Origin of the sequence: Marinoscillum luteum, assembly GCF_044005705.1 — a bacterium.
Classification (GTDB): domain Bacteria; phylum Bacteroidota; class Bacteroidia; order Cytophagales; family Cyclobacteriaceae; genus Marinoscillum; species Marinoscillum luteum.
In genome coordinates this window covers 1-19,497 of record NZ_JBIPKE010000013.1, presented here as the reverse complement: position 1 = coordinate 19,497, position 19,497 = coordinate 1, and the positions used below count along the sequence as shown (strand labels likewise).

General features: G+C 45.4%; 18 protein-coding genes and 1 tRNA gene. 7 read left to right on the top strand and 12 right to left on the bottom strand.

Annotated elements, in window-relative coordinates; translation table 11 throughout:
- Positions 1 to 2: 2 nt before the first annotated feature.
- Together ACHKAR_RS04950 and ACHKAR_RS04945 are read right to left on the bottom strand one after the other, a co-directional pair.
- Positions 3 to 1,112: a DegT/DnrJ/EryC1/StrS family aminotransferase gene (locus ACHKAR_RS04950; protein WP_395416416.1), complete on the bottom strand. Its 1,110-nt coding sequence runs from the start codon at positions 1,110 to 1,112 to the stop codon at positions 3 to 5.
- Positions 1,109 to 1,693 (bottom strand): sugar transferase, encoded by a 585-nt coding sequence (locus ACHKAR_RS04945; RefSeq protein ID WP_395416590.1) that lies wholly within the window; start codon positions 1,691 to 1,693, stop codon positions 1,109 to 1,111. Before ACHKAR_RS04945 ends, ACHKAR_RS04950 begins: the two co-directional genes overlap by 4 nt.
- Before the next feature lie 186 nt (positions 1,694 to 1,879).
- On the opposite strand from ACHKAR_RS04945, the gene ACHKAR_RS04940 reads away from it, so the two are divergent.
- Both ACHKAR_RS04940 and ACHKAR_RS04935 read left to right on the top strand, forming a co-directional pair.
- Entirely contained in the window at positions 1,880 to 4,297 is a 2,418-nt protein-coding gene (locus tag ACHKAR_RS04940) for a penicillin acylase family protein (RefSeq protein WP_395416415.1), read from the top strand.
- Between the two features lies 1 nt (position 4,298).
- Entirely contained in the window at positions 4,299 to 4,670 is a 372-nt protein-coding gene (locus ACHKAR_RS04935; protein ID WP_159580973.1) for a hypothetical protein, read from the top strand.
- Here ACHKAR_RS04935 and ACHKAR_RS04930 read toward each other — a convergent pair.
- The gene (locus tag ACHKAR_RS04930; RefSeq protein WP_395416414.1) at positions 4,661 to 5,164 is read right to left on the bottom strand and encodes a DUF4920 domain-containing protein; all 504 of its coding nucleotides are present in this window, start codon (positions 5,162 to 5,164) and stop codon (positions 4,661 to 4,663) included. The two genes, ACHKAR_RS04935 and ACHKAR_RS04930, sit on opposite strands and share 10 nt — an antisense overlap.
- A 111-nt stretch (positions 5,165 to 5,275) precedes the next feature.
- Between ACHKAR_RS04930 and ACHKAR_RS04925 the strand changes: the two genes are divergently transcribed.
- Positions 5,276 to 5,452, top strand: coding sequence for a hypothetical protein (locus tag ACHKAR_RS04925; protein ID WP_159580975.1), 177 nt, complete (start codon positions 5,276 to 5,278; stop codon positions 5,450 to 5,452).
- 101 nt (positions 5,453 to 5,553) lie between these two features.
- Positions 5,554 to 6,804: a tetratricopeptide repeat protein gene (locus ACHKAR_RS04920; RefSeq protein WP_395416413.1), complete on the top strand. Its 1,251-nt coding sequence runs from the start codon at positions 5,554 to 5,556 to the stop codon at positions 6,802 to 6,804.
- On the opposite strand, the gene ACHKAR_RS04915 is transcribed toward ACHKAR_RS04920, so the two are convergent.
- On the bottom strand, positions 6,793 to 7,248 hold the full coding sequence (locus ACHKAR_RS04915) for a hypothetical protein (RefSeq protein WP_159580979.1): 456 nt from the start codon (positions 7,246 to 7,248) through the stop codon (positions 6,793 to 6,795). The two genes, ACHKAR_RS04920 and ACHKAR_RS04915, sit on opposite strands and share 12 nt — an antisense overlap.
- A 358-nt stretch (positions 7,249 to 7,606) precedes the next feature.
- On the opposite strand from ACHKAR_RS04915, the gene ACHKAR_RS04910 reads away from it, so the two are divergent.
- Positions 7,607 to 11,668, top strand: a complete 4,062-nt coding sequence (locus tag ACHKAR_RS04910) for a hypothetical protein (protein WP_395416412.1) — start codon at positions 7,607 to 7,609, stop codon at positions 11,666 to 11,668.
- A gap of 3 nt (positions 11,669 to 11,671) precedes the next feature.
- On the opposite strand, the gene ACHKAR_RS04905 is transcribed toward ACHKAR_RS04910, so the two are convergent.
- From ACHKAR_RS04905 to ACHKAR_RS04885, 5 genes are read right to left on the bottom strand one after another with little or no spacing between them, the layout of a single operon-like run.
- Positions 11,672 to 12,097 carry a (4Fe-4S)-binding protein gene (locus tag ACHKAR_RS04905; protein WP_395416411.1) on the bottom strand — a complete coding sequence of 142 codons (426 nt, stop codon included), beginning with the start codon at positions 12,095 to 12,097 and terminating at the stop codon, positions 11,672 to 11,674.
- Between the two features lie 17 nt (positions 12,098 to 12,114).
- Positions 12,115 to 12,426, bottom strand: a complete 312-nt coding sequence (locus tag ACHKAR_RS04900; RefSeq protein ID WP_395416410.1) for a GNAT family N-acetyltransferase — start codon at positions 12,424 to 12,426, stop codon at positions 12,115 to 12,117.
- Positions 12,416 to 12,694 (bottom strand): GNAT family N-acetyltransferase, encoded by a 279-nt coding sequence (locus tag ACHKAR_RS04895; RefSeq protein ID WP_395416409.1) that lies wholly within the window; start codon positions 12,692 to 12,694, stop codon positions 12,416 to 12,418. Before ACHKAR_RS04895 ends, ACHKAR_RS04900 begins: the two co-directional genes overlap by 11 nt.
- A 2-nt stretch (positions 12,695 to 12,696) precedes the next feature.
- The gene (locus ACHKAR_RS04890; RefSeq protein WP_395416408.1) at positions 12,697 to 13,332 is read right to left on the bottom strand and encodes a pyridoxamine 5'-phosphate oxidase family protein; all 636 of its coding nucleotides are present in this window, start codon (positions 13,330 to 13,332) and stop codon (positions 12,697 to 12,699) included.
- 14 nt (positions 13,333 to 13,346) lie between these two features.
- Complete coding sequence (locus ACHKAR_RS04885; protein ID WP_395416407.1) at positions 13,347 to 14,252, bottom strand: phosphatase domain-containing protein; 906 nt, start codon at positions 14,250 to 14,252, stop codon at positions 13,347 to 13,349.
- Between the two features lie 26 nt (positions 14,253 to 14,278).
- Between ACHKAR_RS04885 and ACHKAR_RS04880 the strand changes: the two genes are divergently transcribed.
- Positions 14,279 to 15,157 carry a diacylglycerol/lipid kinase family protein gene (locus ACHKAR_RS04880; protein ID WP_395416406.1) on the top strand — a complete coding sequence of 293 codons (879 nt, stop codon included), beginning with the start codon at positions 14,279 to 14,281 and terminating at the stop codon, positions 15,155 to 15,157.
- Here ACHKAR_RS04880 and ACHKAR_RS04875 read toward each other — a convergent pair.
- The 3 genes from ACHKAR_RS04875 to ACHKAR_RS04865 form a co-directional block, all read right to left on the bottom strand.
- Positions 15,148 to 15,738 (bottom strand): hypothetical protein, encoded by a 591-nt coding sequence (locus ACHKAR_RS04875; RefSeq protein ID WP_255465172.1) that lies wholly within the window; start codon positions 15,736 to 15,738, stop codon positions 15,148 to 15,150. The two genes, ACHKAR_RS04880 and ACHKAR_RS04875, sit on opposite strands and share 10 nt — an antisense overlap.
- Positions 15,739 to 15,808: 70 nt before the next feature.
- Positions 15,809 to 18,214, bottom strand: coding sequence for a TonB-dependent receptor (locus ACHKAR_RS04870; RefSeq protein WP_395416405.1), 2,406 nt, complete (start codon positions 18,212 to 18,214; stop codon positions 15,809 to 15,811).
- Positions 18,204 to 18,620: a Fur family transcriptional regulator gene (locus ACHKAR_RS04865; RefSeq protein WP_159580997.1), complete on the bottom strand. Its 417-nt coding sequence runs from the start codon at positions 18,618 to 18,620 to the stop codon at positions 18,204 to 18,206. The genes ACHKAR_RS04870 and ACHKAR_RS04865 overlap by 11 nt, the downstream gene beginning before the upstream one ends.
- A gap of 462 nt (positions 18,621 to 19,082) precedes the next feature.
- Between ACHKAR_RS04865 and ACHKAR_RS04860 the strand changes: the two genes are divergently transcribed.
- Positions 19,083 to 19,156: transfer RNA gene (locus ACHKAR_RS04860), tRNA-Pro, on the top strand.
- The last annotated feature ends 341 nt before the right edge of the window (positions 19,157 to 19,497 follow it).

Genomic DNA, 19,497 nt, shown 5'->3' with positions numbered 1-19,497 from the left:
GCCTAAACCTTTTCCAACACCTCTACTACTCTCTCCATCTCCTCCGAAGTGAGCCCGGCACCACTTGGCAGACATATTCCCTTTCTGAATAGGTCCTCTGCCACCGAACCACCCACATACCCGGCATCTGAAAACAGGGGCTGTAAATGCAACGGCCGCCAAAACCTCCTGGCCTCAATATTGGCCTCTTCAAATCGCCGGATTAATTCATCCACTCCCATTTCATGATCCATCACACAGGGGTACACCCAGCAGTTAGCTCCATGAACCACCTTTGGAGTCAGCCAACTCAGGCTTTCGAGCGCCTGGTGGTAGTCATCAAAAACCGCTTTTTTACGTTCCAGAATCGCATCAAACCGGGATAGCTGAGCCAGGCCGAGCCCCGCCAGCACGTTACTCAGGCGGTAATTATACCCTACTTCCTCATGCAGGTAATGATTGGCCGACACCTTAGCCTGTGAGGCCAGATGCTTCGCATGCTCATGGTCTTCCGCATGTTTGCAAATCAGTGCTCCCCCACCGCCGCTGGTGATAATCTTATTGCCATTGAATGAGAGTACTCCAAAATCGCCCACCCCTCCAACAAACTGCCCGGTGGTGCTGGTCGCGCCCAGGGCTTCGGCCGCATCCTCTATCAGTTTCACCCCGTACTCCGCACAGATATCGGCGATCTCATTGATTTTAGCGGGCTGGCCAAAAATGTGCGTCACGATTACTGCTTTGGGGGATGTCGGCTTGCCCGCCTGCTCAGATAAATAGCTTTTCAAAAGGCCGGGATCCAGGTTCCAGGTATCTGGCTCGCTGTCCATAAATACCGGTACTCCCTGCTCATATCGAACAGCATTGGCGGCCGCCACAAAGGTAAATGACCCCACAATCACCCGATCGCCTGCCCGCACTCCCGCCAGCCGTACAGCCAGGTGCAAGGCTGCAGTACCGGAGTTGAGGGCCAGCACATGAGGAAAATGAAACTTTTGAGCAAGCGACTGCTCCAGCAAATCCAGCTGCGGGCCCACCGGGGCAATCCACCCTTGCCTCAAAGTCTCAGTCACTGCGGTGATCTCAGTCTCTGATATATAGGGTGGCGAGAAATAAATGCGATCCGGACTCAATGCGATTCGGAGGTTTTGACATGCACGGCGTGATAATCAGATTCCCACCATTTGATCAACTGGACAAAGGTTTTTAAAAGTATCCTCAGGTCCAGCCACAGGGAGCAATGCGCAACGTAGTACAAATCCAATTTCATTTTTTCCTTGAAATCCAGGGCATTGCGACCATTCACCTGCGCCCAGCCTGTAATGCCCGGCTTCACCTCATGCCTGCGGTGTTCTTCCGGCGTATATTTCTGCAGGTACGCCACCAACAGTGGCCTGGGGCCAATGAAGCTCATCTCCCCTTTCAGAATATTGAACAGCTGTGGTAATTCATCCAATGAGGTCTTCCTCAAAAATTTACCCATGGGGAAGATGGGGTCTCCCGGGACGTTGGTCATTGTGGTAAACTTCAGCATCTTAAATAACCGCCCTCCCAGACCGGGCCGCTCCTGCACAAAGAAAACCGGCTGACCTGACAGCAAAAGCCATAATGCAATGGCGCACATCAGGGGCAAAAGCACAATACACAGCCAACCGGCCATCAAAAAATCAAATGACGGTTTTATATATCTAAAGTATTTTGAGTGCCTGGACATACTGATGGCTTCAAATGTATGCAATCTCCTCTTTTCTTAATATTTTTCCGATCTGAAATAAAGGCGACATTCGGTTATGCCGGAATACTCCGCCTTCACACATATTCATTAGAGAGCTGAGAAGAGCCCCGCCGCACTGAAATATCCTCTTCCGCAGGTTTTGATGAATTAAATGATCCAAACACGATGAAGACATTTCGTTTTATTTTTTTTCTCACCATTACCATTGCCTTAGGGGTTTCGCTGAACACGCGAATAGCCGGAGTACCTCCTTTGGGTAAGTTTCTTAGCCCGTTCCATGGTTTCTGGCAAAATGCTGAAGAAGCAGGAATCAACTACGAAGAAACACTGGACATGGAAGGACTGACCGCTCCGGTGACGGTCTACTACGACGAAATGCGCATTCCACATATCTATGCAGAAAACGAAACGGATCTTCATAGGGTGCAGGGCTATCTCACAGCCAGAGACCGGCTTTGGCAAATGGACTTCTTTTCCAGGCTCGTTTTCGGAAGACTTTCAGAAGTATTGGGAGAACGCACGCTTAACTTCGATCGGTTCAACAGAAGAATTGGTTTGAAGAAAATGACCGAAGACCTGCTGGAGACCATTCAGTCCGATCCTGATCTGCTGCCAGTACTCAATGCCTACAGCGATGGCGTGAATGCTTATATAGACCAACTCACCTACGCCCAGTATCCACTGGAATTCAAGTTGCTCAATTATGAGCCCGAGGCATGGTCCCCATTGAAGTCATGCCTGGCCTATGCCATGCTGAGCAACACCCTTTCGCGAGGTGAATCCGATTTGGAGAACACCAATGCCCTTGCCCTGTTTGGTAAGGACATGTTCAACTTGCTGTATCCAGACCAGTTGGGCAATCTGGACCCGGTTATTCCCAAAGAGAAAAAGTGGAGTTTTGACCCACTCAAAGTCATCAAACCCAACATTCCGTACCCGCTCACCACCACTAAAAAAACGATAGAGAAGCCTCATCCGCTCAATGGGAGCAACAACTTTGCGGTATCAGGGAGCAAATCAAAAAGTGGCCATGTCATGCTGGCTAACGAGCCCGACCTGGAACTGACCCTGCCTTCTATATGGTATGCGTATCATCTTCACACCGATGATAAGAATGTAATGGGTGTGACGGTACCTGGCACTCCGGTCATACTCATTGGCTTCAATGACAGCATCTCCTGGGGAGTGACCAATTCGCCCCGGGATCAGGTAGATTGGTATTCGATCCAATTCAGGGATGAAAATCGCAGCGAGTACCTCTACAACAATCAATGGTTCAAAGCAGAAAAACAGATCGAGTTATTCAAAATTGCCGGGGGTGCTACCTATACGGATACCATCATCTATGTACACCATGGTCCGGTGGTCTATGACCGCAATTTCTTTCCTCAAAATGGTAAGACCAACTATGCCATGAAATGGATCGCTCACTTCCCGAGCACTACCATCAATGCCATGTACGAAATCAATAAGGCCAAAAATTATGAAGACTTCACCAAAGCCATGGTGAAATTTCAGGGACCCCCTCAGAATTTCATGTTTGGCTCTACCAAAGGGGACATTGCCGTGTGGTTGCCCGGGAAGTTTCCTGTAAAGTGGCGCGAACAAGGAAAATACCTCATGGATGGATCGAATCCTGCGTATGAATGGAAGGCATATATTCCATTTGAGCACAGTCTCTTCGCCAAAAATCCAGAGCGGGGATTTCTGAGCTCCGCCAATCAACACCCTGTGGATACACTCTACCCTTATTATACCTACGATCACAACTATGAATACTACCGTGGGCGCCGGATCAATGATCGATTGAGAATTCTCAAAGACATGATCCCTAAAGACATGATGAAGCTTCAAAACGACAACTTTAATTACATGGCTTCTGAGAGTCTACCCATGATGCTGAACTACCTGGATACCGGGAGCTTCGATACTCAGGCCTGGAACTACCACAAAACACTTAGCGAATGGGACTATTTCAATGAACCTTCTTTGAAGGCACCTTCGGTATACCAGCTTTGGTGGGATATCCTTTACCAGCAAATTTGGGATGAAATAGATACCGTTTCCATAGCGATAGACCGACCCAACAAATACGTGACCATAGACCTGTTGAAACGGGATTCATCTTTGGTGTTTGCTGATATTCTGGCCACCAGCGCCAGAGAAACGACCCGGGACCTCATCAACCTGACCTACCAGAAAGCCATTGACTCACTGGATGTACGCATGTCTCAGAATAATGAAGACCTGAGCTGGTTCACTTTCAAAAACACCACCGTTCGCCACCTGCTCAGACTGGATCCATTCTCAGTGGATCAGGTGCGTGTAGGCGGATATGCCAGCATCGTCAATGCTGCCAGCAAGGGTCACGGCCCGTCCTGGCGCATGGTGGTAGAGATGGATCCGGCGGGTACCAAAGCGTGGGGAGTGTATCCTGGCAGCCAAACAGGCAATCCGGGCAGTCCACTGTACGGTCATATGATTTCCCGATGGGCCTCAGGGGAATATTATCCACTACTCTTTGGTCCGGAGATTAAAAATTCCGATCAGGTGATTTTCACTCAAACCATCCAACCTCAATAAGATGAAGTTAATAGCAAGAATTATTCTGATAATCCTTTTCACCTATTTGTTGTCATTTGTCCTTCAGTGGTGGATCATCATTGCCATCTCGTTTCTGGTGGGCTTTGCACTATATGGCAATGGGTTCAACGTATTTATCTCCGGTTTTTTGGGCGGAGGTCTGCTTTGGCTGAGCTACGCCTGGTACCTCGACATTAAGACCAGCGCTATTCTTTCTGAGAAAATCGTAGAACTCTTCCCTTTCAATGACAATATATTCCTCATCATTGGTGCAGGAGTGGTAGGTGGCCTATGCGCCGGATTGGGAGCACTAACCGGCAATAGCTTCCGACTAATGTTTGTGAAGCGAAAAACAAAAAGCTTTTACAGCTGATCCTCTTTCGCTATCAGTACACCGCTGGCAATGACTGATACTTGCCGTAAATCGGCGTTTTCATCAAATGGTTTGCCCGAGTCTTCGGCATAGTGTCTGGCTGTGGCCTCATCCAGCACTTCTGATAGTGCCACACCTTCTATGATGACCTTTTTCCCGGCAGCATCCTTCGGTACGAAAAAGCCATAATCTTTAAACGTCACCCGTACAGGGCTCCCATCGGCAGATTTCAAAGTCATCCAACAGCCCTTCATCTGGCATACCTCGGTGATCTCAGCTTCAAATTTGACAGCCAGGCTATCTGCGGAGGCAACCCCCGTCAACATGGCATCGGTGGTGATGGCAGCCTCAGGAGCTATTGGATCTCCAAAAGAATCCCAACTCGCCTTCTTGTTTTCACAAGAAGAGCCACCTACAACGAAAAATGCTCCTGAAATGATCAATACCACCCAATTCGTGGATAAGAGTCTTGATATGTCCTTTTTAATGTTCACAAGCAACTGATTTTAAGCGATTTAGCTGTGGATCGATTGTTCAATACTCGAACCGTTAAGCAAATTATAAATGAGTAAATTTATACTTTATTAACCAAAAAAAACCAAGTTATGAACAATTCAAGAAACTTTCTCGCATTAGTATTATTAGCAATGGGTATGACCTTTGGCGCTTGCTCACAAGACGATACCATGGACGAACTGATTGACAACACAGAAATCAATAGTCCTTCTCCTACAGGAAATGAAACAGATGGTGAAGAAGAACCTCCAACAACAGGCGGTTGATTACTTTAACCGAGAAATAAACCAAATTCATCTAAAAGTCGTGACAAGTTTCGCGACTTTTTTTTTACCTTTAATTCCGTTATTAACCAAAGTAATAACTTTTGAGGGTAACCATCATTCTATTGTTTGTTTTCAGCGCGTTTACAGCGTTTTCGGAAGACCTATCTGAGGCTTATGAAAACGTTATGAGTGTGTACAGTAAAGGTGATCATTCCGTTACAAAGGAAATTGCCGTTGATTTCCTAAGTATCGCCAAGGAGCAGAATGATACTTACTACATGACAAAAACGTACTATCTCTTAGGTTATCTATGCACTCATACCGATGATTTCGGCAATGCCATCATCTATTACCTCGAAGGTGCCAGACATGCCGAAATCAGTGAAAGGGATGATCTCAAGCCTAGTCTAATAGCTATATATAAGAACCTTGCATTAATATTAGGGGACTACGGCCATTATTCGTTATCTCATAAATTTATTAATGAGGGCCTCCGAGTCGCTTCGGAATTGAAGGATGAACAACAAATCATCATTTTGCTGAACAATAGGATTCATGAACTTTTATCTGAAAAACGATTAAATGAAGGCTTAAAGCAAATTGACTCTTTATTAGCCAATTTTCATGTCTCCGAAAAAAGATTTCTTGTAATGAAAAATAAGCTCGGCGCTGCGTATGGAGAATTGGGAAATCACAAGGCTGCGTTGGAAAATTATAAATACGTAATAGATAGAGGCCCTGATGTATCACCCGAGACTTATGCTCTGTGTATGGAAAACACCGGCGGAATATACCTTGAACAAAAAGAGTACTCCAAAGCACTTGAGTATTTGTTGGCGACTTACGATTTTGATTCTGATAAACAATACAATCAAAAAGCACTGCGAACGCTAGGAAAAATAGGTCAAACCTATTTTGAGCTGAGTGATTACGGTCAAGCCCTGAACTATTATCAAAAAGCAATCGAGCTCATAGAACAAGGTAATCAAACCCCTACCTCCTATGAGATCTTCAGAGAGGTTAGCAAGGTCTACAGCATCCTGGGCGAGTACGAAACTGCCTTAGAGTATGGTCGACAATACAGTGAACATTTGGAGCAATTCATTGCTCAGCAAAAGGAAATTGAAGAACTGGACAAGAAGTACAACATTCAACTCCTCACCGACAGATACTTTGATTTACTGGCCGCAAACACCGAGAAAAGGGAAACCGAGCGGATGGCCAAATTCGGCATAGCCGGCAGCAGTGTTTTTTTCCTGGGACTATTGCTCATCGTACTGTACCGCAACCACAGAGTAAAGAGGGAAATTGAAAATCAACTCAAATCAATTGAGTTGTTATCAGAAGTCTAAATTCAGCTTGTTTCTCAACACTTCCAGAATCTTGTCCTGCTTCACATACAGTGCCGCAATCTTTTCTTTCTGCTTCATGTTTTCAGTCAATAAGGTGCCGATCAGCTCCGACAATTCCTCAAGAGATGGACTTAGACCGATTTCTTCTCTTAGTGCACTCACCAGAGACACAATGCGATCTTCTATGCTGGCATATCCGGTATCAAGGGCAAAGTTATTCTCCTTTTCTTTCCAGATTTCCCCTTCACCTTTCAGCAACCAATTGGCATTGATTGCTTCATATGCCATCAAAATTTTCTGTAGTACGTCGAAACTGGGTTTGCTTCTTCTTCCTTTGATGATGTTGTAAATCACAGGGCTCTTCACCCCGATATTGTCCGCAAAAGAATTGGGATTCGTATGCAGCTCTCCAATTAAATCTGATATGCGATCATTAATTGCCATATGATACACCAAAAATAAAGAAGTTCTTTTGAAAAAAAGAAGGGTTACTTTTCGTAACCCTCCCTCATTAAGAACCAGCTATGGAAAATAGATACTCACTATCTATGATGCTAATTTACTATCATTTGATAGTACTCCAAAAGAAAATCGATCTTTTTTTATCGAAATTTATATCAATTGATAAAAAAAGGCCGCACATGACGTGCAGCCTTATTTTCCACCGCTGATTCCTTAATGAGAATCGAATTCAAAGTAACGGATTTTCGTAAATTTTCAAAGACCCCAACGTTAATTATTATTTTGAAACTGAGCTCCGAGGTGAAACAAATGATCTTTTTTATTAATTACTTTGTGCCTCATGAGCCGCAATAATGTGAAAAAGAACATCGTCTTCAGAAGAAGAATCTTTCTGGTATTGGGGCTGCTCTCTGTTTTTCTCCTCCTTCATTATTTCCTTTTTACCTACGGCTCAGCCATCTCAGGAGAGATTCTCAAAAAGTTAGTACTGGAGCAGAGTCAGGACACTTACGAGCTGGGCTATGACGAGGTAGACATCTCACTGGTCAACAAGCGACTGGACATCACCAACCTGACCCTGCTTCCAAACACCGAAAAGACACCTGATAGCCTGAGTCACCTCTACGAAGTACGGGTCCCCCATTTATCGATCACATTGACATCAATTATGGGCATTTACACCCGCAAAGAGCTCTTATTCAAAAATATAGCCATCACCAACCCGGCCATCAAAATGATTAGGATAAACCCGGGCAAAAAACGAGAGACGTTTTCGATGGAAACGGGTGATCTCTATCAGCTCATCAATAGTTACCTTTTGAAGTTTTCCATTGACAGCCTGGGGGTGAAAAGTGCGTCAGTTCACTATCAACCCCTTATGAAGGACCAATTTGGGATCCTGCTCAAAGACATTGATTTTCAGGTTCAGAGCCTGATGATTGATTCCACCAGAAGCAAAAATTTCCTCTTTACCGAAAACATCAACCTGATTTTAACCAATCAGCATTTCAAATTGGCAGACAGTCTTCATTACATCGCATTTGATGAATTTTCACTCTCTACCCGGTCACAGGACATTCTCTTTAAGAATCTCAGACTCAAGGAACGGGCAGATAGACCGGATGCTGAAATCCGCGGCCTCAACCACTATAACATTGAGTTTCCCGAGCTCAACTTTCGTGGGCTCAACTTCCCCAAAGCTTATCAGGACAACGAGCTTTTCCTGGACTCCGTACGAATTGTCAAGCCCACCATTTCGATCCGTAAAACGGGTTTCTCTGCCTCCGGAAATGACATCACCAACTTGGTCTATTCCATCTTCAATAAGATCGAAATCGGGAAGCTATACATTGATGATGCTGTCACCAGCATCACAATGGATATTGACAATAGTAATCACGCCATCAGATCCGGCAATAGTACCCTGGTCATAGATGAATTCATTCTTGACTCCACCAATGTTTTTGGACAAAACCATGCTTTCTTCTCCTCTCTGGAGATGATCTCCCGGGATCACTCTTTCTTAATGCCAGACAGCAGCCACTTCATCAGTTTCAAAGACCTGTTTGTTTCCACCCGCGACTCCACATTGCGCATAGACGGTATTTCTATCACGCCTTTGAAGGACCAAAAGGACCTTCCGTACTGGTTGGATGCCAACATACCAACGATCGGGCTCGCTGGGCTTGATTTTAATCGAATTTCTACCCAGGGAGTTCTAATACTCCGATCTGCCAAAATAGAAAGTCCGGAAATTCGCCTCAACATCAACCCGGCAATTCAAAAAGATCAAAAATCACAGCTCGGCACCTTCATCAAGCGCTTGATCGCAACATCTTTTGAAATACCACAAGCCTCTGTACACCTCACCAGAGGAGATCAAAGTTTGGACGTGGATGACCTCAGCATCAACCTATCAGGTATCAACATCATTCCTGAATCCGTCAGAGACTTGCACTTACTGGATTACCTAAGAATCGACCGCCTGCAGTCTGGCCGCTTACTGTTCTCCCATGAGGACTTTGTGCTGTCCGTGGCAAAATCGGAAATCAGTGAAAACCGTAAGAACATCAACCTGTCTGGGGTTTATTTCAAGCCAACCACCAGCGCCTATCCGCTGAAGGTTTCCGCCGCAGCACTCACCGGGTTTGACCTGTTTGCCTTCACCGAAAAAAAGGAAATTATTTTCAAAACGCTGAACCTCACAAGGCCTCAGATAGAACTTGATGTGGCCGCAACCCAAAAGGATAGTGATTTTTCACTACTACAGCGATTGGCATTCCGCCGCTTTTCTGTGACTGATGGTACGCTAAAAGTACACAACGGACCGAACGAAATTTCACATGCCCATGGAGTGACGGGCAACCTGAATAAGTACAAGTTCGACTCACTTACAGGCGGTTATTCCTTCGAAATTGGCCTCTCGATTGACTCAGCGGATCATCTATTCGCCGGCTGGAACCATCGTCTCCAGGGGACCAAACTCAAACTTTCTCAATCTGGTACCATCCTGGATGCAGATTTTCTCAAACTCAATCCGATTGGGTCGACACAAGAAACCAGCCAGCACAGGATAGAAGGACACCAGCTACATTTGGAGGGAATTGACTTTCAGAAACTCATCAATGAAAAGCAATTACATTTCTCAAAGGGAACGCTTAATGACAGTGACCTCAACCTTAAAATCAGCGCGTTATCCCACTCTGAACAACCCCTTTCCGACGATCTTCTGAAATTCGAATCTTTCCTCTTCACAAATGGGAAACTCCAATTGACCCTTCCTGATGGCCAGCTGACCTTATCCGCTCCACAGTTCGATCTTTTAATCGAAGATTTGAGCCTCAATGCAGAAAACCAACCCCTTTTTGCGAGAAACTATGCCTTTTCCTCACAAAATGCCATAGTGAGCATTCCACAACTGGAAGACGACATCCGAATGAACGCTGTTTTCTTCCAAACTGAAACCGGTTATTTCAGATCCTCAGACCTTCACCTGAATCAACCCCATTCATTTACGGCATTCATCCCTGATCTAAAACTGACGGGCTTCGACATCAATGAGTTCATTCAGAAAAAGACCATCAACATGGATACTTTCTCCATGAGCTCCCCCACCCTCACTTTGGGGAAAATAGCCAACGAAAATGATTCGAAACTACCCGACACCCGCGTCAGATTCACAAGCATCAGTGACGGTTCATTCGCCTTGCAACACCCCAAAATAAGCCACCAGGACAGCCTGCACCTCCGTCACTTTTCTGTTACGGTTGATCGCCTTGATTATGCTCCCAGCAGAGCAATCAATATATCTAGTGATCTTTTTGAATCCATCGCTTTTTCAGGAGAATCCTTCGAGTACACCTTACCTGATAGCCTTTTCAGAATAAAAATTAAAAATTACAGCTACGATCACAACCTAAAAAAAATAGACCTCAGAAACTTAAGGTATGAGCCCATCTTTAACAGGGGCGAGTTTCAAAACAAAATTGACTATCAGCAGGATTGGTTCAACGGCACGCTGACCCGCATGGAGTTATTGGGTTTCGAAATGGACTCACTTCTTTTCAAGGAAAAACTACAGGTTAGTGTGATCAATGTGGCTGGCTTGGATCTGGATACCCACAGGGACAAAAGGTTACCCAGAGAAGAAGGACTCTATAAAGCGTTACCACAAACCTCAATGCGGTCCATACCCATGAGTGTCATGATAGACACCATCAACATCGCTTCATCGTACGTATCACATTCTGAGTTCTCAGAGAATGGCGAGCTTCCGGGAATAATCTTTTTCAGGGATATCAGTGGCTCTCTGACCAACTTCACCAACGATCCGGCCAGAATTAGCAATCGTAAATTTATGATCTTCAAAACCAAAGGCACACTTATGAACAGTGGTGACTTCCTCTTTCAGGTGAAGTTCGATCTGGCCAGTGAACTTGACCTGTACACCGCCAGTGGTCGGGTAGGAAACATGGATCTGACAGAAATGAACCGGTTTCTTGAAAACACTGCTTTCGTTCAAATCAGGGATGGAATGAGTAAATCGTTGACGTTTTCCTTTGAAGGGAATGAGGACAATGCCGTGGGCGAAATGCGCTTCTACTATGACAACCTCAAGTTGTCTGTATTGAACCATGAGACTCTTCAGACGAAAGGTCTGGGTGTTTCGATGAAGTCATTTTTTGCCAATACTTTTGTGGTCAATACCCGAAATCCGCACTTTCTCTTTGTGCGGGAAGGTGATATTTTTCACGAAAGAGACCAATCCAAGTCGATTTTTAATTACTGGGGCAAAGCCATGCTCAGCGGGGTAGTCAGCAGCATAGGCGCCACTAACAATAAGAAGGAAATCAGGCAGAAGAATGAAGAGATCCTCGAAAAACTGGAAAAGAGCACAAACTAGTTGCTAGCCAACGAACCCGATCTTCTTATGCGTACCATCGCAGAATGGTTTGTTAGAAGATCCTCCACATCGACAAAAAGCTGTCACCTTGTTTTTAGTAGCTTCACTCCCATCGGTCAACTTCACTTTCAGATTCCCATAAACCATCAGTGGGCCATTGGGGGTTACTTCTACGATCTGCTCCTCTGTGATCACCTCCCGAGCCACGGGCTTGCCGTCCGCATTGAGATAGTAAGACAAAGCACCAGATGGACACTTACTCACTTGCTCCACTATTTTGTCAGTGGGAGCTCCCTGAGCATTGATCCAGGGTCGGTTATTGGGATTAAAAACTTCCGGAAGGCCGTGAAAACATCTTTCGGAATGAATGCATAAATCCGACTTCCAAACTACTGTTACTTCTCCGTTTGTATATTCTTTAGTTGCCATGTCAGTGAATATAACAACTATCTCACAAAGTCTTTCTTACTCGACTCATCAATCACCCCATGATATGCAGGATGCCTTTTCAGATAAGCTATTACCAGCGGACATAGCGGAACTACTTTCAGTTCGTTTTGCACTATAAAATCCAGCGCCTCTTTCACTAATTGCTGTCCAACACCCTCATTCTGAATGGCTTCCGGCACCTCCGTGTGAACCAGGTAAATCCTTTTAGATCCCTTGTTTTGCTTATAAAGTAACAAAGCAGTGTGTCCCTTGTGATTGAGCTCAAACTGGCTCTTTTCCACATTCTGATGCATCGGTTCAAAGGACATCTTTCAAGTCGGTTTTTTTATTGAAAACAGACCTGGCGAATGGACATAGTGGAATAATGGAAATCCCTTTCTCCCTGGCAAATGCAACGGCCTGCTCTACCAGTTGCAAGCCAACACCCATCCCTCGCAACTTATCTGATACTTCTGTATGATCAATGATAATGCGGTCATTACCGGCCCATGAGTAGGTCATTTCTGCTAGTCGGAGGCCCTCCTGCTCTACATAAAAGCTCCCCTTATGGCCTGTTTCTTCTTGTTTTACTTCCATTATTATGTATTTCGGGTGATTAGTTGATTGAGATAGTGGGGCGTTTCCACCTGGCTATTCCCATGATCCACTTCGGGAGCTCCGTACCCTGTCTGAAATGGTACAATCCCGGACCAGACGTTACTCTTTGATGTATCCACTCCTACGCCCCCGCTTCTCATTTTGGCCAGCGACTTATCTATAGATAGTGCCAGCACTGTGGTAACGCCAAGTTCCTCCGAGGTGGGTTGAGGCAGATCACACATCCGTCCGGGAATGTACTTATCAGTGTAGGCACTCAGCACTCGTGCTTTCTGGGCTTCGTCGCGCACTTCCCTCGCTTTGGAGTAAAGTACTACTGAACGGTAATTGACTGAATGATTGAATGCTGTAGGGGCCAGAACCAGGGCATCAAAAAGCATCACAGAGAGCGACACCTCATCTGATTCCAGAAGTTTGGTGATAAAATGGCTCTTCACCGAACCGTGAATGAATACTTCATCACCCAGCCTGCAAAATCCTGTGGGAATTTGGTGAGCCACCTGGCTATCTGCATAAGCCACCGTACAAAACAGCGCTTCATCCAAAATATTGTAAATCAGTTCTTTGTCTTCCAAGGTGCGATTGGGATATCTGGAAGTCCGTAAAGATTCTTTCATAGGGTTAATTTCCATTATTCGCTAAAAAATACCATGTCCACGCCTGAATTTTTCAGAGCACTGGCCATCTGCTTCACTTTGCTTCTACGGGATTTTCTCACATCCCGGATATAAATCTTAGCAATATGTTCAGGATATGTCAAAGCAACGGCCTGATAGATGTCGGGATCCTTCTGACCACTATCGCCAATCAGCGTAAATTTAGCCTCAGGATACACCTTTATCAGGGTCTCTATTTTTGATTTCTTATGAGAATGAGAACCACCACCACTGCGAAAAAGATCCAGAATACCACTCTTGATATCCTGAAGTAAAAACACTCCGGCTGGCAATTGTTTATCAGCCACAAAACTTTCCAGAAAGTCATAGAGATTCCATTCACTGCTACTCACGTAAAAAAACAGAGGTTCTGTCCTACCCTCCTTTAGTGAATCATAAAAATCCTTTACCCCATCAAACGCCTGTCGACTTTGATGATTTTTGGTCAGCAGAAGATAGAGTTTACGGATCAGGCTGGTGGAGTGAGACACCAAAATGGTATCATCAATATCTGAAACTATCACCTCGGCAGGTCTGTGCACTTCCAGTTTCAGGTGTTCGTATTCTGTTGGGAAATCTGCGAGCGCTACTGTCACCTCCAGGGTATCCACATCTCTTGGCGTGGATAGCTTAAATTGGAAAAAGCCCTTCCCATCTGTAGTCACTTCCATGGCCTTTCCGGCAAGGGTCAAAAAAACTTTCTCACCCGCAGATGGTTTGACGTGATACCTGCGATACATCTCCAGGGCATTTTTAAACGGATTTCTCGTCGGTCGATCTCGCTGGTGAGACGGACTTTTCAAAACATGCCCCATTACCATAGTGAGATGGTCACTTGCGAAACTTTGGTAAACTTTTAGAAAGGGTACTGAATTGCGCATGAGAATCTATTATTCAAACATAAAAGATGAAAAAGCACCTTTTTGTTATCAACCCGGTATCCGGATCAGCCAATACACATGAACTTCTTCATGATATAGACCGTCACTTTTCAACCTCCCATACTGAATTCAAAATATTGCAGACCACCGGAAGTAATGACGCTGCTGCTATCCAGCATGCACTAAATACCTACCTTCCGGATGTAGTGGGGGTAGCTGGGGGTGATGGCTCCATCAACATGGTAGCTCCGTTGCTTATCTCCACGGGGATACCACTGGGGATTATCCCCTCAGGATCCGCCAACGGACTGGCCGGGGAGTTTGGCATCTCCATGGACAATGCTCTTCAAAATATCCTGGGTGAACGCACTCGTCACCTGGATGTAGCACTCATCAATGACCGACACTACATGCTGCATATGGCAGACCTGGGGCTCAATGCCTCTCTGGTCAGGCGCTATGAGGAAGAAAACAGAAGCGGCTTTATGGGTTATGCTATAAGTGCTATTCAGGAGCTTCCTATGCTCCAGCGGCATTTCCGGGTGATTATTACCTCAGGTAACAGTAAAACCGAATTTGAAACCAACTTTCTTGTGATCGCCAATACCAGGATGTACGGAACAGGCTATGAAGTAAATCCGGTGGGCAAGTTTGATGATCAGCAGGTAGAACTCTGCATGATGAAACCGCTTTCAGCCGAACTTATTATCAACAACCTGTTCCTACAAAACCAACCTGACAGGGACTCTGAGCTTTTTGACATCTATTCTTACCAGGAAGTGCAGATCCAGTCAAGTACCCCGATTGACTTCCAGTCTGATGGGGAATACATTGGTGAACTTACAGACCTTCACATCAGGGTGCTATCAGACCAGCTCAGGATCGTCGTCCCAGATCAGTCCTGAATATTCAACGTCCAGGTGATGTCCACATCGGATTCACCATCGGTAGACTCAGAAGTCGCTGACTTTATTCCGGGTTGGTGCTTGAGCATCACCCGAAAAGTCCCCGATCCTGACTCTCCGGTAATCCAAGCGGTAATTAAGCCAATGGGGAGATTATCGACATCCTTATCCAGGTAATTGACCACATCGGCACGCTGATCCACATTACCATCTCCGGTAGGGCTCTCAAAAATCCCTTCTGAAAAACCAAAGAAGAACAAATGTTCGTCCCCCTCAGCCTCCACCTCTTCGGTAATGTCTTCATCACTGATGGTGTTCTCCAGCTTGATAAACAACTCATACTCTGTGGCAGGAGCCAGCACGATAGGCCCTGAAGGAGCGATATCTTCCGGTCCGTCACCATCAGGATCCAATGCCGTGACCACCACAGGGGCTCCCTCCGTAGGAGAAAAAATGAGTTGTACTTTGGTAATGATCTCTTCTTCGTTCTCTGCATCCGGCACATCCTTATCTGAGCAACCTGTTGTCCAGGTAGTCAGAATGAGTAAGGCAAATGCGCTGAACCAATTGTTTCTAAGCATAGTTTTTCGATTTAATTTACTTAAGCAATAATATTGCATATTAATGATAAATGCAATTCTATTGCATTAATTAAATTCGATACCTGAGAGACAACTGGACGTTTCTGCCTGTTTGGTCTGCGAAGTACCGCAGCCTGTCGGTATACACCCTGTACCTCTTGTTCAGTAAATTCGAAATCCGTGCACTCCACTCCCATTTCCCCACTGCGGCGCTCCAGGATAAATTGGCCAGGAAATAGCCATCGGGAGCAGCCATAAAATCAAACATCTCGTTATTTTCCGCAAAAAGGTCCTGACCCTCCGCTTCTGCTTCCAATATTTCCCTCACGGTAATTACTCTGGGTTCCTGAAAATACCTGAAAACATAGGACAATCCCAGCGCCACTCTGGAGCTGGAAAGAAAGTCGGGTTTTCTTTCATAGTCCAACCCTACATCTGCTCTGGCAGGAGGAATGTTGATAAACGTTTCCCGCTCTTTCAAATTCATCGCCCATACATAACTGGATTTAGCTTCGAGCTTCCAAAACTGAGTCAACTCCAGCCGGTAAGCAGCGTCCAACCCCCAAAACAACGCATCTCCCTGATCATAGATAAAATAAGGAAAAGCCCCCCGAACCGTATTGGTGATGCCTGCCGGACGAGTGTATATATAGTTTCGAATCACATTTGTATAAGCCGTGAGCTCCCAATGATTTCCATCCTGCTCACCTTCCAGGGTATTGATCCACTTGATGCCTACTTCGGGTTTCACTGGTTTATTCTCCTCAGACAAAACCTCGCTGACCGAAATTTTTCCCTCTTCATCATAGGCGTATCGCCATAAGCCATACTCTATGGAAGCCTGATGTTTTCCAAAAATGTATAGTTCTGAAACGTTTGGTGGCCTCCAGGCTAAGCCCACGTTTGACCTGAAATTCAGGTGATTTTTAAGCGTTTGTTTCAAACCTGCAGAACCAGTCAATTGGGAGTAAGTCAGCTCATTGCTGTAAATTTCGTTACTCGGAGCCCTCCCCCGCACTGAATTGTATTGAAAATCATATCTGAGCCCCAACTCATAAGTGGTACTACCCGCTTCCAATCGCTCCACGGCAAAAAGTCCGGCCCGCATAACATTGTAATTAGGCACAAAAGGAACCGTATTGGTGCCCGGCACATTGTTGTTATCCTGATAGAACCATTGCAATCCCATGTTTCCGTTGACATGGCCAAGATCAGGGTGATTCCAATCTACCTCAAAGGTTTGTGTAGCTAATTTCAGATCTACTGAAGGTATCTCGTTATTGGTACCCTTGCGCACATCATATTCCTGACGATGATTGAGCTGATAAGCATATTGAAAAGAGATATCCTGATTGTCCCAGACATAGCCCCCTTTAAGCTTCATCAAGTCGTGAGTAACCTGCTGCCTGGGATTATTGAGGTCATATGAAAACGGACTGGTGCCAGGAGGAACTTCACTCTCCATGGCATTGGCCAGATCTTCCAGGCTCCCATTCACAGATCCCCGCAAGATTCCCAAACTCTGATAGAAGTGGCTATAGTAACCTTCCAAATCGAACTTATGCTTATGGTACCGCAACGACGAGGCGTAGCTATATTCCTGCTTTCCTGTGTTGGTCAATACATAATCCGGAGTATGGAGGTCACCCTGCCCGACCATGGCGCCACTCACCGCTACCACCAGGTTATCACTTCCGTAACTCAATTGTAAATCGCCTTCCCCTGATCTGCCATTACTCTTGGCCACCACTCCAGCTGTACCCTCAAAACCAGCTCCCAACTCCAGTTTTGGTGGATTGACCAGAATCACACCCCCCAGGGCATCTGGCCCATACCGTACCGTTGCGGCACCCTTCACCACCTCCACCGAACCGGCCAGTGAAGGATCTATCTCAGGGGCATGTTCTATCCCCCAGTTCTGAAACTCATGCCGAACCCCATTATTAACAATCAACACCCGATTGCTGTGCAATCCATGGATAATAGGTTTCACAACATTTTGTCCTGTACTAATGGTGCTGATTCCCGTGATGCGGCCCGCTAGCTCACCGAGTGATTCGGATTGGGCCGCAATGAAATCTTCACTGGAAAGCCGATCGATACTAATGGTCTGTAGGCTCGTCTGGTTATAGATACCCTCTACTACCACACTTTCGAGCAAGTGATCGTCCGAAGCTAATAAAATGGTAGGGTGATCATGATAACTATCATGATGATGGCTTGCTTCCTTGTACCCCACATGTGATACCACCAGGGTGAATTCCTTCTCGCACAAGCCCTTAATCTCAAAAACGCCCTGCGCATCCGTAATAGCACCTTTGCCGGGCTCTTCCTCTACGATCACCGTCACGTACGGAATGGGTTGCCTGGTATCGAGATCGAGCACCTGCCCCTGGATTTGATTGACACACAAATCCTGAGCCCAGGCAAACAGATTAACCCCAAAAACGAGAACAATAAATAACTTAAGCCTCACCGCAGGACTTGCATATGCCGTTCAAAATGAGATTTGCCTCCTGTATCTGGTAACCCGGGAGTTCTATCACAGGCAGATGCTCATCCACACACTCGATCTTCCCACACTCATTGCACTTGAAGTGCATGTGATTGTGATGATGGTGATCGGAGCTACAGGTATCATAGCACACCCCGAAGGTGGCGAAACCACTGTCGTCAGGTATCTTGTGCAAAACTCCGTTTTCGGTAAACGAATTCAGTGTGCGATAAAGTGTTACACGATCGTAGGTTGAAAACTTTTCCTCCAGGTCCTTAAAGGAGAGTGCCTTCTTATGGGTAAGAAAGTGCTCCAACACGTCCATCCGTGAGTCTGTGACCCGGAGTTTATGATTCTTTAAAATTTGCTTGAGTTCGCTATATTTCATTCCATTGCAAAAGTAAGTCTTATGCAATAGTGTTGCAAACTTTTAATCAATAGTGATGCGTCTTCGCAAAACTACGTTGGTACTTTTTTGACTGCTTCCCCTTTTTCTTGTCTAAATCTCTGGAGTGCTGGAGGTCAGTCCATGAATAATTCTTGGTATTCGTGGCGGTACAGGAACCAAGTGAGGCCAAAATAGTCAAGCAAATGACGGCAATAAGAATACGTGTAAAAAAAGACATAGCTGGTTTATTTATAATTATATAAAGATTTTTTATACCTTTTTTAATACAACGAACTGATTAAAAGTAACCTCCAGAGTGGGAAAAGGTGTGGCTCACACGCTTTACTGAATTAATGGATATTTTTTTCTGGCATCCCTTTTTATGGAGGCAAAAAATTCTATATTTGCATCCTGATTTTGAGCAGGGAAGCAGTTCCGGCACATAATCAGAGCAAAACTGTTCGGGGCGTAGCACAGTCCGGTAGTGTACCTGGTTTGGGACCAGGGGGTCGCAGGTTCGAATCCTGCCGCCCCGACAACAAAGGTTCATCAGAACCCAAAAGCCTGCAAATCTTACGATTTGCGGGCTTTTTTATTTTTTATGTATCAGTTCGATTTAGACAATTTCAGCAAAAATGAGACCTATCCGGTGAACCAAATGAATAGTTTATTTTAGTTCACCAGATTGATGCAAATAGCTGTAAAACAGATAGTTGCATTGAGTATTTTGAACTGCTTTAGGTCTGTTTGAGTGACCTTGTGGAAGCAGTTCACCACGAGAGGAATCATTTTAACACAAACACTCAAAAGCTGAATTGTCATGAGAACTACAAACACCTTCGGAGTTCAGTTCATCACAAGAACGAACAAGGCCAAA